The sequence below is a fragment of the Neobacillus sp. NPDC093127 genome (genome assembly GCF_044754175.1).
Classification (GTDB): Bacteria; Bacillota; Bacilli; order Bacillales; family Cytobacillaceae; genus Neobacillus.
Genome location: NZ_JBIVOP010000002.1, coordinates 204,502 through 219,593 on the forward strand (window position 1 = coordinate 204,502; position 15,092 = coordinate 219,593).

Genomic DNA, 15,092 nt, shown 5'->3' on the forward strand with positions numbered 1-15,092 from the left:
TGTAAAATAGGAACATAAGGGGGGGAGTGGAATGAACTTAAAGGCAGGGTTATGGCAGCAGCAGACATTAAAATTAGCAATGACGCAGGAGTTATCGCAGGCAATTGCCTTATTGCAGTACTCGGCCCAAGAACTCGCTGATTTTTTAGAAAATAAAGCATTGGAAAATCCCCTTATGCAGATTGAAAATGGAAATGTTCAGCCGATGAATCCCCTAATGGACCGCAATCGCCGGAGGCATCAAAAGTCGGAAAAGGACTGGATTGAGCAGCTTGCTGATAAGCCATTTTCACTTGAAGATCATTTAATCTCGCAACTAAATCTAGCTAATTTATCTGCGGAGCAATTAAGAGTCATCCGCTATCTTATTCATAATCTTGATGAAAACGGTTACTTTTTGGGCGACCTTGGAGAAATTGCAGCAACTTTACGGGTATCTGATGAATTAGTTGAAGATGGTCTTGCTGTGATTCAAACGCTTGAACCAGCGGGAATCGGGGCAAGAGACCTTCAAGAGTGCCTGTTAATGCAAATCTATTATCAAAATCCAACAAACGAACTTGCGCAAACGATTATTTCAAATTATTTCGTTCCGTTTGCCGAAAAGAAATGGAAGCAAATTGCCAAGGAACTGAAGGTATCACTAAAAGAAATTCAAGATGTTTTTGATGAAGTCCAACTTCTTGACCCAAAGCCGGGTGCCATGTTACGGAAAGAAATCACGACATACATTATTCCTGATGCAATTGTGGAACAATCTACTGAAGGACTGACGGTACGAATGTTTGATGATGCCCTGCCAAGGATAAGTCTTAACGAGTCCTATTATAAAAAATTCAAGGACCAAGATCAGCAGGTCAGCCGTTTTATCCAGGATAATCTTCAGGATTATCAATGGATTGTCAAAAGTATTGAACAACGAAAAGAAACCCTTACAAGGGTGGTTGCCAAAATCGTCGAAAAACAGACGGCGTTTTTTCAAAAAGGCGCACGCTATTTAGTGCCGATGACGATGAAGGAAATCGCAGCCGAGCTTGATGTTCATGAATCAACTGTCAGCCGCGCAGTCCGGGAAAAATATGTGCAAACACCGACAGGGACCTTCACCTTAAAATCATTTTTCACGAGTACCATCCAAACAGTCGCGGCGGATGAAAATACCTCATCGACAGAGGTGAAGAATGCAATTAACCAATTTATAGACCAGGAGAATAAAGAAAAGCCGCTTTCCGATCAAGAGATTGTCGAACACTTGAAGGAGACAAACGGAATCGTGGTCTCAAGAAGGACCATCGCCAAGTACCGCGATCAGCTGGGAATCCCCTCCTCTTCAAAACGGAAAAGATTTAATTGAAAGGAATAGACACTAACGATGACACCAACTACCATCACTTTATATACCCGAAATCACTGCCCTTTATGCGATAAAGCAAAAGCCTCTCTCCTCGAGCTAAAAGAGAATTGGGAATTTATCCTCGAGGAAATCGATATTGAAACAAATGATGACTTAACCGAGCGCTACGGGCTGATGATTCCGGTGGTTCATATAGACGGGGAAGAAGTCGGATTTGGCTTTGTAGACCAATTTGACATTAGTAACCGTTTACAAGAAAAAAAGCTAATCAAATGAGTTGAAATAGGTTTTCACTCCTGTTAGAATAAAAATCATAGCAGGGGTGATTTTTTTTAGTGTAGGTGGGACACAATATGTCTATGCTGGACATTTTTCGACCAACTACATAGAATAAAGGAGCATGCTCTCATGCAATCATTTATCGATATCCAAAAAAGATTATTACCCGACCTACTTATCGTCCTGCAAAAAAGATATTCCATCCTCCGATACATAGGATTTATGCAGCCGGTAGGAAGAAGAAGTTTAGCGGTCAGCCTTGGGCTTACCGAAAGAATCCTTCGTGGTGAAGTAGACTTCCTGAAAGAGCAACAACTTATTTACACAAATAATGTGGGAATGAGTTTAACCGCTGAAGGGAGAAATTTACTTGAGGATTTAGAGGAGTTAATGCGTGAGTTAAAGGGTATAGATGTAATGGAGTTAGAATTAAAACACAAGCTTGGCATTAAAAAAGTCATCATTGTTCCTGGCGATAGCGACGAGTCACCATTGGTTAAAGGCGAGCTTGGCAAAGCAAGTGCCACCTGCATGAAAAAGCTTTTAACAGGGGAAAATATTATCGCTGTCACTGGCGGTTCAACGATGGCTGCTATCGCAGAAAGATTAACACCTGAGCTTTCTAAGAAGGAATTGTTATTTGTTCCGGCCCGGGGCGGAGTTGGTGAGGATGTCGCTAATCAAGCGAACACGATATGCTCGAATATGGCGAAAAACACCAATTCTAAACATCGTGTTTTCTATGTTCCCGATCAAGTAAGTTCAGAAATTTATCAATCACTCATTAAAGAACCTGAGATTCATGAGGTCTTAAAGCTAATCAAATCCGCAAGCATGGTCATCCATGGGATAGGGGATGCTATCACAATGGCTGAGCGGCGAAAAACAAACCCCGAGATTCAGCAAAAGCTTGAAAGCGGTAAGGCTGTCGGCGAAGCGTTTGGTTATTATTTTAACGAGAATGGCGAGATCGTTCATAAGGTATCAACAATTGGACTTCAGCGCGAAGACCTCGCGACGATCCCAAATGTCATTGCGGTGGCAGGAGGATCCTCGAAGGCAAAGGCAATCAAGGCATACTTAAAGCAAGCACCGGCAGCGACGATTTTAATTACCGATGAAGGTGCGGCAAAAAGGTTGTTAAAAGGGTAAAACCTTTTTAAAAATATATATTTCTACCCAATTATAAGGAGGAATTTTATCATGACAGTAAAAGTTGGTATTAACGGATTTGGACGTATTGGTCGTAACGTATTTCGTGCGGCTTTAAACAATAGCAATGTGGAAATCGTAGCGATTAACGACTTAACAGATGCAAACATGCTTGCCCACCTTTTAAAATATGATACCGTTCACGGAACGCTTGCAGAAGACGTAACCGTTGATGGTGAATACCTAGTAGTTGGCGGACACAAAGTGAAGGTTCTCGCTGAACGCGACCCTGCACAACTTGGCTGGGGTGATCTTGGCGTTGAAGTAGTGGTTGAATCAACTGGCCGTTTCACAAAACGTGAAGATGCTGCGAAACACCTTGAAGCAGGTGCGAAAAAGGTTATTATCTCTGCACCAGCAAACAACGAAGATATCACAATCGTTATGGGTGTTAACGAAGATAAATACGATGCAAACAACCACCATGTAATATCAAATGCTTCTTGTACAACAAACTGCTTAGCACCATTTGCAAAAGTATTAAATGATACATTCGGAATTAAACGCGGGATGATGACAACCATTCATTCTTATACAAATGACCAGCAAATCCTTGACTTACCGCACAAGGACTATCGTCGTGCTCGTGCTGCAGCTGAAAACATGATCCCAACTTCAACTGGTGCAGCAAAAGCAGTTGCTCTTGTATTACCTGAACTTAAAGGTAAATTAAATGGGATGGCAATGCGCGTTCCAACTCCAAACGTTTCAATCGTTGACTTAGTAGCTGAGCTTGAAAAGGATGTTACTGCTGAAGAAATTAATGCAGCATTGAAAGCAGCAGCTGAAGGTCCATTAAAAGGAATTTTAGCATACAGCGAACTTCCATTAGTTTCTAGCGACTACAATGGAAGCACTGTTTCTTCTACAATCGATGCATTATCAACAATGGTTCTTGAAGGCAACATGGTGAAAGTACTTTCTTGGTACGATAACGAAGTTGGTTACTCTAACCGCGTTGTTGACCTAGTTGATTACATCGCAGCAAAAGGACTATAAAAAGCTTAGGTTTTCCAAAGGGGAGCGGGGAGTTGATGCCCCCTTCCCTTTTTTACGTAAATAAATGCCACTACTTTAAGGAGGTCCTTTACATGAATAAGAAAACACTTAAAGATGTCGATGTGAAAGGGAAACGCGTATTTTGCCGGGTAGATTTCAACGTCCCAATGCAGGATGGAAAAATAACCGACGAAACGCGGATTCGCGCAGCGCTTCCAACGATTCAGTATTTAATGGAACAAGGTGCAAAGGTAATTCTCGCAAGCCATTTTGGCCGTCCAAAGGGAAAAGTAGTCGAAGAAATGCGCTTAACACCGGTTGGCGTAAGATTAGCTGAACTTCTCGGTAAAGATGTGAAAAAAGCAGATGAGGCATACGGTGATTCTGTGAAAGCATTGATTGAGACGATGCAAGAAGGCGAAGTGCTTCTATTAGAAAACGTCCGCTTCTATCCTGGTGAGGAAAAGAATGATCCTGAGTTAGCGAAGGCTTTTGCTGAACTTGCTGATGTATATGTGAACGACGCATTTGGCGCTGCCCACCGCGCCCATGCTTCAACAGAAGGAATTGCTCATAACCTGCCAGCAGTTTCCGGTTTCTTAATGGAAAAAGAACTGGATGTCCTTGGGAAAGCTCTTTCCAATCCGGAACGTCCGTTTACAGCGATTATCGGCGGTGCCAAGGTAAAGGACAAAATTGGTGTTATCGAAAATCTTTTAGAGCTAGTGGACAACTTAATTATTGGCGGCGGACTAGCTTATACATTCGTGAAAGCACAAGGACACGAAATCGGCAAATCCCTGCTTGAAGCAGACAAGATTGATTTAGCGAAATCCTTTATGGAAAAAGCAAAAGAGAAGGGCGTAAATTTATACATGCCGGTAGACGCGGTTGTTGCGGACGATTTCTCAGCTGACGCTAATACTAAAGTGGTTCGTATTGAAGAAATTCCGGCTGATTGGGAAGCACTCGATATCGGTCCAAAAACAGCCGAAATTTACCGCGATGTCATTCAAAAATCCAAATTGGTTATCTGGAATGGACCAATGGGTGTATTTGAAATTGACAAATTTGCCGGCGGTACAAAAGCCGTTGCCGAAGCGCTTGCTGGAGCAGAGGGTACATATTCAGTTATTGGCGGCGGTGACTCAGCAGCAGCGGTCGAAAAATTTGGCTTAGCAGAGAAAATGAGTCATATTTCCACAGGCGGCGGCGCTTCCCTAGAGTTTATGGAAGGCAAAGCATTGCCGGGTGTAGTCGCTTTGAACGATAAATAAGAAAAGCGCAAGCGCCCTGTTCAGCGGCGTATGGCCTGGAGCGCTCCAACTGAGATAAAGGAAACACGAAGAGCCGGAGGCGATTCGATGTTGACTTATCGTAGGGCGGAGAGCGAAGGACACTAGCCGCTAGGGCGCTGGAGCTAGACAATAAGGAATAGAAAGGATGTGCCACCATGCGTAAACCTATTATTGCAGGGAACTGGAAGATGAACAAAACACTTTCTGAAGCAAAAAGCTTTACGGAAGAAGTCAAAGGACTTGTCCCAGCCGAAGACAAAATCGAATCTGTGATTTGTGCCCCAGCCTTATTTTTACAAAGCCTTGTTGAAGCAGCGAAAGGGACAGACGTGAAAATTGGTGCGCAAACAATGCACTTTGAGGAAAACGGAGCGTTTACAGGCGAAATCAGTCCGAAAGCACTCGCTGACCTTGGCGTACAATATGTCATCATCGGTCACTCTGAGCGCAGGGAAATGTTCAATGAAACTGATGAATCAGTAAACAAAAAGACGCTTGCCGCGTTTAAATACAATTTAAGCCCTATCGTTTGCTGCGGCGAAACACTGGAACAGCGTGAAAATGGCGAAACGAATCAATTCGTCGGCGGACAAGTTGAAAAGGCGTTAACGGGATTAACCGATGAACAAGTAAAACAAACGGTGATTGCCTATGAACCAATCTGGGCGATTGGCACAGGAAAATCGTCAACATCTAAGGATGCGAATGATGTTTGTGCCCATATCCGCCAAGTAGTAGCGAAACAATTTTCTCAAGATGTTGCTGATGCCGTACGAATTCAGTACGGCGGCAGTGTGAAACCGGAAAATATTAAAGAATATATGGCTGAGTCCGATATTGATGGGGCATTAGTGGGCGGAGCAAGCCTTGAGCCGCAATCATTTTTACAACTACTGGGGGCAGGCAGCTATGAGTAAATCTCCAGTTGCGCTCATCATTCTTGACGGCTTCGGCTGCAGGGGCGAGACAAAAGGCAACGCGGTGGCGCAGTCGAAGAAACCAAACTTTGACCGTCTTTGGAACACCTTCCCACATTCCCATTTAACCGCTTCAGGTGAGGCAGTCGGCCTGCCGGAAGGTCAAATGGGTAACTCGGAGGTTGGGCACTTGAATATCGGGGCCGGCCGGATTGTCTACCAAAGCTTAACGCGCGTGAACATTGCCATTCGCGAAGGCGAATTTGAAAAAAATGAAACCTTCACCGGTGCAATGGAACATGTAAAGAAAAATGGCACGGCGCTTCATTTATTCGGACTGCTGTCAGACGGCGGCGTTCATAGTCATATTCAACATATGTTTGCTTTGTTAAAGCTTGCTAAAGAAGAAGGCGTGGAAAAGGTATACGTTCACGCATTCCTTGATGGACGTGATGTCGGTCCAAAAACAGCAGCTAAATATATTCAGCAAACACTGGATAAAATGAACGAGTACGGTATCGGCGAATTCGCCACCATCTCTGGCCGCTATTACTCGATGGACCGCGACAAGCGCTGGGAACGCGTCGAGAAATCATACCGTTCGATGGTTTACGGCGAAGGTCCAGCCTACAGCAATCCGTTAGAGGTTGTCGAAGACTCTTATTCACATGGAATCTTTGATGAATTCGTCATCCCATCTGTGATTACAAAAGAAGATGGCCAGCCGGTCGCAACGATCCAAGATAACGATGCTGTTATTTTCTACAATTTCCGTCCGGACCGGGCAATCCAGATTTCTAATACGTTCACAAACGAAGACTTCCGTGCCTTTGACCGTGGACCAAAGCATCCAAAGGATTTATTTTTCGTATGCTTAACCCACTTCAGTGAATCAGTAAACGGGTATGTTGCCTTTAAACCGTCTAATTTGGATAACACCTTAGGTGAAGTGCTGTCGCAAAATGGACTAAAGCAATTAAGAATCGCCGAAACAGAGAAATATCCGCATGTCACCTTCTTTATGAGCGGCGGCCGTGAGGAAAAATTCCCTGGCGAAGAGCGGATTTTAATCAACTCGCCAAAGGTAGCGACCTACGACCTGCAGCCTGAAATGAGCGCCTATGAAGTAACCGATGCTTTAATGAAGGAAATTCAAAATGATAAAGTTGACGCCATCATTTTAAATTTTGCCAACCCGGATATGGTCGGCCATTCAGGCATGCTTGAGCCAACAATCAAGGCGATCGAAACAGTTGACGAATGCCTAGGAAAAATTATTGATTTAATCCTTGAAAAAGGCGGATCAGCCATCATCACCGCCGATCACGGAAATGCCGACGAAGTGATAACATTAGAAGGCGAGCCAATGACCGCACACACGACGAACCCTGTACCAGTGATTGTCACGAAGCAAGGGATTGAATTGCGTGACGGCGGTATCCTTGGTGATTTAGCGCCAACAATGTTAGACTTATTAAAGCTGGATCAGCCGGCTGAAATGACCGGAAAATCATTGATAAAATAAAAGCTGAAAAATTATTGAAAAACTTAATTCTAAGGAGAGATTTACATGCCATTTATTGCAGATGTATATGCACGTGAAGTATTAGATTCCCGCGGTAACCCTACTGTTGAAGTTGAAGTTTTTACAGAATCAGGCGCTTTCGGCCGCGCATTAGTTCCAAGCGGTGCTTCAACTGGTGAGTATGAAGCAGTCGAACTTCGCGACGGTGACAAATCTCGTTACCTTGGCAAAGGTGTTCTTAAAGCAGTTGACAACGTAAACGATATTATCGCGCCACATCTTGTAGGCGAAGAATTCAGTGTCTTAGATCAAGTGGCGATCGATCACGCGTTAATCGAGCTTGATGGCACAGACAACAAAGGCAAATTAGGTGCCAACGCTATTCTTGGTGTCTCAATGGCCGTTGCACATGCAGCTGCAAACTACTTAGATATTCCGTTATACCAATACCTTGGCGGCTTCAATTCTAAGCAGCTTCCTGTACCAATGATGAACATTGTTAACGGCGGCGAGCATGCCGACAACAACGTCGACATTCAAGAATTCATGATCATGCCTGTCGGCGCACCAAGCTTTAAAGAAGCGCTTCGCATGGGTGCAGAAATTTTCCATACATTAAAAGCAGTTCTTAAAGGCAAAGGTCTTAACACAGCAGTTGGTGATGAAGGCGGCTTTGCGCCAAACTTAGGCTCAAACGAAGAAGCACTTCAAACAATCGTTGAAGCCATCGAAAAAGCCGGCTTTAAACCAGGTGAAGAAGTTATGCTTGCGATGGACGCTGCATCTTCTGAGTTCTACAACAAAGAAGACGGTAAATACCATCTTTCTGGCGAAGGTGTTGTAAAAACGTCTGCAGAAATGGTTGATTGGTACGAAGAATTAGCTAACAAATACCCTATCATTTCCATCGAAGACGGCTTAGACGAAAACGACTGGGAAGGCCACAAGCTATTAACTGAACGCCTTGGCAAAAAAGTTCAATTAGTGGGTGACGATTTATTTGTTACAAACACGAAGAAACTAGCTGAAGGTATCGAAAAAGGAATTGGCAACTCCATCCTTATTAAAGTAAACCAAATCGGTACTTTGACTGAAACGTTCGATGCAATTGAAATGGCAAAACGCGCTGGCTACACAGCCGTTATCTCTCACCGTTCCGGCGAAACAGAAGATAACACAATCGCTGACATCGCCGTTGCAACAAACGCTGGTCAAATCAAAACTGGTGCACCATCGCGTACCGACCGCGTAGCGAAATACAACCAATTGCTTCGCATTGAAGACAATTTAGGTGAAACATCACAATACAACGGTCTTAAATCTTTTTATAACTTAAGTAAATAACATTTTTTTCCAAAAAGGCACTCGCATATTGAGTGCCTTTTTTTGAATTATGTGGTACTTTTTGTATATAAAGAGGAGGCGGAAAATATGAAAAGGTTATTAGATTGTACTGCAGCTGATTTTGAAAAAATGAACGGCAGAGATTTGCGGCAATCGATTGTTGCATCAGAAGGAAGAACGATGGTCGCAGAGGTGATTGGTGCGGTAACACCTTATTATCCAGCAGTTACCAATGCTGAAATGGCTGCCGCATTTGGAGCTGATCTGATTTTACTAAACTTCTTCGATGTGTTTAATCCAAGTATGGAAGGTTTGGAAGTTGAGGTGCCTGACACCCTAGTAAGAACGTTAAAAAAACTTGTTGGGCGGCCAGTTGGGTTAAATTTAGAGCCGGTTGATTTGGATGCTGAGCGGGTAGAAGCATTAGTGGAACTCCCTGAAGGCCGTCTGGCAACGGAAAAATCACTGCAAAAAGCGAAGGAATTAGGCTTTGATTTTGTCTGCCTAACGGGAAATCCCAAAACGGGTGTTTCCAATGCGGAAATAACTAAGGCAATTGGAATGGCCCGTAAGATTTTTGGTCCGGAAGGCCTTATTATCGCAGGAAAAATGCACAGCGCCGGTGTCGCCGGTGAGGCAGGCGGCAGCCTGATGTCAACGGAGACGCTGCATTCATTTATCGAGGCAGGAGCCGATATTATCCTGATCCCATCACCGGGTACAGTACCGGGCTTCACGGTTGAAAAAACAGCAACATTAGTAGATGCTGTTCATGAAAAGGGCGCTCTAGCCATTCTGACAACAGGAACGAGCCAGGAAGGTGCTGATGAAGCAACGATTAAACAAATTGCTTTGAATAGTAAGATGGCCGGAGCCGATTTATTTCATATTGGCGATGCCGGAGCGGCCGGAATGGCGATTCCAGAGAACATTACCGCCTATTCCATTGTCGTAAGAGGCAAACGACATACATATGTGAGAATGGCTGCGTCGATTTTAAGATAAAAGATGAAGGCCACCTCCACCAATCTCAAATATCTCTATTGTTAAAAGTCAAATAATATGGTAAATTTAATTTACTGTGAAATGTACGTCTACAGGAGGTGGCCTTCATGCATACATTTGTTGTTATCTTATTAGTAATCGTAAGTATTGGACTTATTGGGGTTGTCTTACTTCAATCAGGTAAAAGCGCTGGATTATCCGGTGCCATTTCTGGTGGTGCTGAATCCCTATTCGGTAAGCAAAAAGCACGAGGAATTGACTTGATCCTGCATCGTATTACGATTGTATTATCAGTATTGTTCTTCCTTCTTGCCCTTGCCGTTACTTACTTCAAAATCTAATAATAGACAGTTAAAACCCGGCCAAAGCGCCGGGTTTTTTAGTTGTCTCAAACGGGAATAATACTTATTGGCGGAATACTGAGATAGGTTGGCGAGATTAATCTTCAAGTTGGCGAGATCTCAGTCGAAAATGGCGAGATTATACAAAGTTGGCGAGATCCAGATCCAGTTCGGCGAGATAAAACTAGAAGTTGGCGAAATTCTGGCCCAGTTTGGCGAGATAATTGCAAAGTTTGGCGAGATCTCAGTCGAAAATGGCGAGATTATACAAAGTTGGCGAGATCCAGGTTCAGTTTGGCGAGATAAAACTGGAAGTTGACAAAATTCTGGCCCAGTTTGGCGAAATAAATTCAAAATTTGGCGAGATTTCAGCCGAAAATGGCGAGATTAAACAAATTAGCCGGAATCCTAATTCAAATTGACGCTCACTGGCCAGCCTGCAAGCCTTTTTCCTAGCATGTTCATCGCTGCATTGCTTAAACTATAGTAAGCAATTATAAAAGGAGTTTTTTTAATGAAAGTTACCCTACCTAAGCCGTTTACCTTCAAAGGCGGAAAGAGAGCCATTCTCTTGCTTCACGGCTTCACCGGCAATTCTGCTGATGTCCGGATGCTCGGCCGCTTCCTTGAAAAAAAAGGCTACACCTGCCATGCGCCGCACTACAAGGGACATGGTGTACCACCTGAAGAACTTGTCCATACTGGACCTGAAGACTGGTGGCAGGATGTCATAAATGGCTATGAATTTTTAAAAAATAACGGCCATGAAGAAATTGCTGTTGCCGGGCTCTCTCTTGGCGGCGTATTTTCCTTGAAATTGGGTTACACTGTACCTATAAAAGCGATTGTACCAATGTGTGCGCCGATGCATATAAAAAGTGAAGAAGTGATGTATGAAGGAATTCTCGAATATGCCCGTGAATTTAAAAAGCGAGAAGGAAAAACAGACGAGCAAATCGAAATGGAAATGAATGAGTTTAAACAGACACCAATGAATACATTGAAAGCACTGCAGCAATTAATCGCCGATGTCCGCGAAAATGTCGAGATGATCTATGCGCCGACCTTCGTGGTTCAAGCCCGACACGACAAAATGATTAATATCGAAAGTGCCAATATTATTTACAACGAAATCGAGTCAGTCACAAAGGAAATCAAATGGTATGAAGAATCCGGCCACGTCATCACACTAGATAAGGAACGGGACCAGCTCCACGAGGATGTTTATACCTTTTTAGAAAAATTAGACTGGCACGAATAATAAAGCACCCAAAGGAGGGATTCGCTTGGAAGATAACATACAACAGCATATTGACAAGCTTTTGCAATATATGACGGACGAGGCCTATAAGCCATTAACCGTCCAAGAGCTGGAAGAGGCATTTGGCATTCAGGATTCTAGTGATTTTAAGGAGTTTGTTAAAGCGCTTGTCCAAATGGAAGAAAAGGGATTGGTCGTAAGAACTCGCAGTAACCGTTATGGCCTGCCGCAAAAAATGAATTTAATTAGAGGAAAGCTAATCGGTCATGCAAAAGGTTTCGCGTTTGTCGCGCCGGATGAACCGGGGATGGATGATATTTTTATTCCGCCAAATGAAACAAACACGGCGATGCATGGTGATATCGTGTTAGCCCGCGTTTCATCAGAAACCTCTGGTCAGCGCCGGGAAGGAAGCATTATCCGCATTATTGAACGAGGGGTTCAGCAGATCGTTGGAACCTATGTGGAAAGCAAAAGCTTTGGCTTTGTGATTCCCGATGATAAAAAATTCGCCAATGATATTTTTATTCCGAAAGCTGCTTCTAAAGGGGCTGTCGAAGGTCATAAAGTTGTCGTTAAGCTCATCACCTATCCAGAAGGGCGCAAAAGTGCCGAAGGTGAAGTGATCACCGTTCTTGGCCACAAAAACGACCCGGGCGTGGATATCCTCTCAGTCATACATAAGCACGGCTTACCAATGGCTTTTCCGGATGAAGTCCTCAAGCAGGCTAATGACACACCGGAAACAATTGACGAAAGCGAATTGGTTAATCGCCGTGATCTTCGGAATGAAACGATTGTTACGATTGACGGCGCGGACGCCAAGGATCTTGATGATGCAGTAACGGTTACAAAGCTTGAGAACGGCAACTTCAAGCTTGGCGTTCATATCGCCGATGTCAGCTATTATGTAAAAGAAGGTACGCCAATCGACCTTGAGGCAGAGGAACGGGCAACAAGTGTTTATTTAGTCGACCGAGTGATTCCGATGATTCCACACCGGCTGTCGAACGGGATATGTTCGCTTAATCCAAAGGTCGACCGGCTGACGCTGTCATGTAATATGGAAATCACATCGGAAGGCGCAGTTGTCTCCCATGAAATTTTTCAAAGTGTCATTAAAACAACAGAACGAATGACCTACAGTGATGTAAATAAAATTCTTGTCGATCAGGATGAGGAAACCCGGGCGCGATACGAACCGCTTGTGCCGATGTTTGAAATGATGGAAGAACTGGCAGCCATTCTCCGCCATAAACGGATGAAACGTGGAGCGATTGACTTCGATTTCAAGGAATCAAAAGTCCTTGTCGATGAGGATGGAAAGCCGACCGATGTTATCCTGCGTGAGCGTTCTGTTGCTGAGAAGCTAATCGAAGAATTTATGCTTGCAGCTAACGAAACAGTCGCTGAGCATTTCCACTGGATGGATGTTCCGTTTATTTACCGGATTCATGAGGATCCAAAAGAAGATAAGCTCCGCCGCTTTTTCGAGTTTATTACCAACTTTGGTTACATTGTCAAAGGCACCGCCAATGACGTGCATCCTCGGGCCCTTCAGGAGATCATTGAAGAGGTTCAAGGCAAGCCGGAAGAAATGGTTGTCTCTAAGGTCATGTTGCGATCGATGCAGCAGGCAAAATATGATCCGGAAAGCCTTGGCCATTTCGGGTTATCGACCGAGTTCTATACCCATTTTACCTCGCCGATACGCCGTTATCCCGATACGATTGTCCACCGGTTAATTCGGACCTATCTAATCGAAGGAAAGCTAGATGAAACGACAAGGGAAAAATGGAATGCCCGTCTGCCCGAAATTGCAGACCATTCTTCCAAAATGGAGCGTCGGTCCGTTGATGCGGAACGGGAAACAGATGATTTGAAGAAAGCGGAGTACATGGAGGACAAGGTTGGTGAGGAGTATGATGGGATTATCAGCTCAGTAACCAATTTTGGCATGTTTGTCGAGCTGCCAAATACAATTGAAGGCCTTGTTCATGTCAGTTATATGACCGATGATTACTATCGCTATGATGAGCGCCATCTCGCCATGATTGGCGAGCGGACCGGTAATGTGTTCCGAATTGGTGATGAAATTACGATTCGGGTCGTTAAAGTCAATAAAGAAGAGCGCGCGATTGATTTTGAAATTGTCGGTATGAAGGGAACCCCTCGCAGAGAACGTTCCGCAACGCCGAAGGTTTTCAAAACGGGCAGTGATACACACAAGCCTCGCCGCAATAAACAGGGAGATCGTAATCAAAACGGTAAACAAGGTAGAAATAAAGGCGGCAGCCAAAATGCAGAAAAAGAAGGCGGTCAAGGAAAAAAACCGAAGAAGAAACGCAAATTTTACGAAAATGTTCCTAAGTCAAAAAGTATAAAGCGGAAAAATAAATAATTATTAAGAGAGAGCCTTTTTTACGAGGCTCTCTTTCAATTGTAGTAGCTCATTTTTTTTGCTAAAATAAGCCTATAGATGAGGTGAAAAAAATGCCAAAAGGTGTAGGAAAAGTAGTTGCGCAAAACAAAAAAGCCTATCATGACTATTTTATCGAAGAAACGTACGAAGCAGGTATCGTTCTCCAGGGGACAGAAATTAAGTCCATTCGCTCCGGAAAAGTGAATCTCAAGGATGCCTATGCGCGGATTCAAAATGGCGAAGCGATTCTTTTCGGGATGCACGTCAGCCCATATGAGCAGGGAAACATTTTTAATCACGATCCATTGAGGACGCGGAAGCTTTTGCTCCATAAACGGGAGATCAATAAGCTGCTAGGGGAAACGAAAGAAGCGGGTTATGCGCTTGTGCCAGTAAAACTTTATTTAAAAAATGGTTTCTGTAAGGTTTTAGTTGGTCTCGCAAAGGGTAAGAAAAACTATGATAAGCGTGAAGCCTTAAAGCAAAAAGAAGCGAAGCGTGAAATCGAACGAGCCTTCCGCGACCGTCAGAAGATGTAACTTACAAAACCTTACAATTGATATTTGCTGTAAGTGTGTTATAATAAGTTTGTCGCTAAGATGAGCGACGGAAACTTTTGCTCACACAATTGTTGAGCTTCCTAACGTCTAGTTTCATTTTTATAATGGGGACGCTACGGATTCGACAGGGGTAGTTTGAGCTTAGGTTGCGAGTCGAGGGGATCGGCCTCGTTAAAACGTCAAAGCCATAACTGGCAAAACTAACAACAACCTCGCTTTCGCAGCTTAATACTGCATAGCGGTTCCTCCCTCCATTGCCCATGTGGTAGGGTAAGGGACTCACTCTAAGTGGGCTACGCCGGATTCCACCGCCTGAGGATGAAGGAAGAGAACAACCAGGCTAGCTGACCGGACGCCGGTCGATAGGCAGAAGGCTCAGTGAAACACCAATATATCGACTACACTCGTAGATGCTTAAGTGGCGATATCTTTGGACGCGGGTTCGATTAGTAATTAGTCGCCTTATGTGGTAACACATAAGTGAAAATTCGGCTTTATCGGTGAAACCTAAGTCACTTTAAAAAGTGATAAGGCAATGCCGAGCGGTATGTGGAGCAATCCAACAGCCGTGTATC

Annotated in this window: 14 protein-coding genes and 1 other RNA gene; all 15 read left to right on the top strand. The window is 43.9% G+C overall.

Features of this window, described 5'->3' with window-relative positions:
* Positions 1 to 31 precede the first annotated feature (31 nt).
* The 15 genes from rpoN (at position 32) to ssrA (ending at position 14,966) form a co-directional block, all read left to right on the top strand.
* Positions 32 to 1,354, top strand: coding sequence for an RNA polymerase factor sigma-54 (gene rpoN / locus ACIQCO_RS04155; RefSeq protein ID WP_400426257.1), 1,323 nt, complete (start codon positions 32 to 34; stop codon positions 1,352 to 1,354).
* An 18-nt stretch (positions 1,355 to 1,372) separates the two neighbouring features.
* Complete coding sequence (locus tag ACIQCO_RS04160; RefSeq protein WP_400426259.1) at positions 1,373 to 1,630, top strand: glutaredoxin family protein; 258 nt, start codon at positions 1,373 to 1,375, stop codon at positions 1,628 to 1,630.
* A gap of 132 nt (positions 1,631 to 1,762) precedes the next feature.
* Positions 1,763 to 2,785 (top strand): sugar-binding transcriptional regulator, encoded by a 1,023-nt coding sequence (locus ACIQCO_RS04165; protein WP_400426261.1) that lies wholly within the window; start codon positions 1,763 to 1,765, stop codon positions 2,783 to 2,785.
* Positions 2,786 to 2,836: 51 nt separating this feature from the next.
* Positions 2,837 to 3,844 (top strand): type I glyceraldehyde-3-phosphate dehydrogenase, encoded by a 1,008-nt coding sequence (gene gap / locus ACIQCO_RS04170; protein ID WP_400426263.1) that lies wholly within the window; start codon positions 2,837 to 2,839, stop codon positions 3,842 to 3,844.
* A 92-nt stretch (positions 3,845 to 3,936) separates the two neighbouring features.
* Complete coding sequence (locus tag ACIQCO_RS04175) at positions 3,937 to 5,121, top strand: phosphoglycerate kinase (protein WP_400426265.1); 1,185 nt, start codon at positions 3,937 to 3,939, stop codon at positions 5,119 to 5,121.
* A gap of 176 nt (positions 5,122 to 5,297) precedes the next feature.
* On the top strand, positions 5,298 to 6,059 hold the full coding sequence (tpiA, locus tag ACIQCO_RS04180) for a triose-phosphate isomerase (protein ID WP_400426269.1): 762 nt from the start codon (positions 5,298 to 5,300) through the stop codon (positions 6,057 to 6,059).
* Positions 6,052 to 7,584 carry a 2,3-bisphosphoglycerate-independent phosphoglycerate mutase gene (gene gpmI / locus ACIQCO_RS04185; RefSeq protein ID WP_400426274.1) on the top strand — a complete coding sequence of 511 codons (1,533 nt, stop codon included), beginning with the start codon at positions 6,052 to 6,054 and terminating at the stop codon, positions 7,582 to 7,584. The genes tpiA and gpmI overlap by 8 nt, the downstream gene beginning before the upstream one ends.
* A 45-nt stretch (positions 7,585 to 7,629) precedes the next feature.
* Positions 7,630 to 8,928 carry a phosphopyruvate hydratase gene (eno, locus tag ACIQCO_RS04190; RefSeq protein ID WP_400426279.1) on the top strand — a complete coding sequence of 433 codons (1,299 nt, stop codon included), beginning with the start codon at positions 7,630 to 7,632 and terminating at the stop codon, positions 8,926 to 8,928.
* Between the two features lie 87 nt (positions 8,929 to 9,015).
* A complete protein-coding gene (locus tag ACIQCO_RS04195) occupies positions 9,016 to 9,933 on the top strand; it encodes a DUF7916 family protein (RefSeq protein ID WP_400426284.1) in 918 nt (305 codons plus the stop codon).
* 107 nt (positions 9,934 to 10,040) lie between these two features.
* A complete protein-coding gene (gene secG / locus ACIQCO_RS04200; protein ID WP_066091589.1) occupies positions 10,041 to 10,274 on the top strand; it encodes a preprotein translocase subunit SecG in 234 nt (77 codons plus the stop codon).
* 254 nt (positions 10,275 to 10,528) lie between these two features.
* The gene (locus ACIQCO_RS04205; protein WP_400426289.1) at positions 10,529 to 10,696 is read left to right on the top strand and encodes a hypothetical protein; all 168 of its coding nucleotides are present in this window, start codon (positions 10,529 to 10,531) and stop codon (positions 10,694 to 10,696) included.
* Between the two features lie 92 nt (positions 10,697 to 10,788).
* Positions 10,789 to 11,535: an alpha/beta hydrolase gene (locus tag ACIQCO_RS04210; RefSeq protein ID WP_400426292.1), complete on the top strand. Its 747-nt coding sequence runs from the start codon at positions 10,789 to 10,791 to the stop codon at positions 11,533 to 11,535.
* Between the two features lie 25 nt (positions 11,536 to 11,560).
* Positions 11,561 to 13,936, top strand: coding sequence for a ribonuclease R (rnr, locus tag ACIQCO_RS04215; RefSeq protein WP_400426295.1), 2,376 nt, complete (start codon positions 11,561 to 11,563; stop codon positions 13,934 to 13,936).
* 92 nt (positions 13,937 to 14,028) lie between these two features.
* Positions 14,029 to 14,496 (top strand): SsrA-binding protein SmpB, encoded by a 468-nt coding sequence (gene smpB, locus ACIQCO_RS04220; protein WP_400426297.1) that lies wholly within the window; start codon positions 14,029 to 14,031, stop codon positions 14,494 to 14,496.
* A gap of 135 nt (positions 14,497 to 14,631) precedes the next feature.
* Positions 14,632 to 14,966, top strand: a transfer-messenger RNA (tmRNA) gene (ssrA, locus tag ACIQCO_RS04225).
* Positions 14,967 to 15,092: the final 126 nt, after the last annotated feature.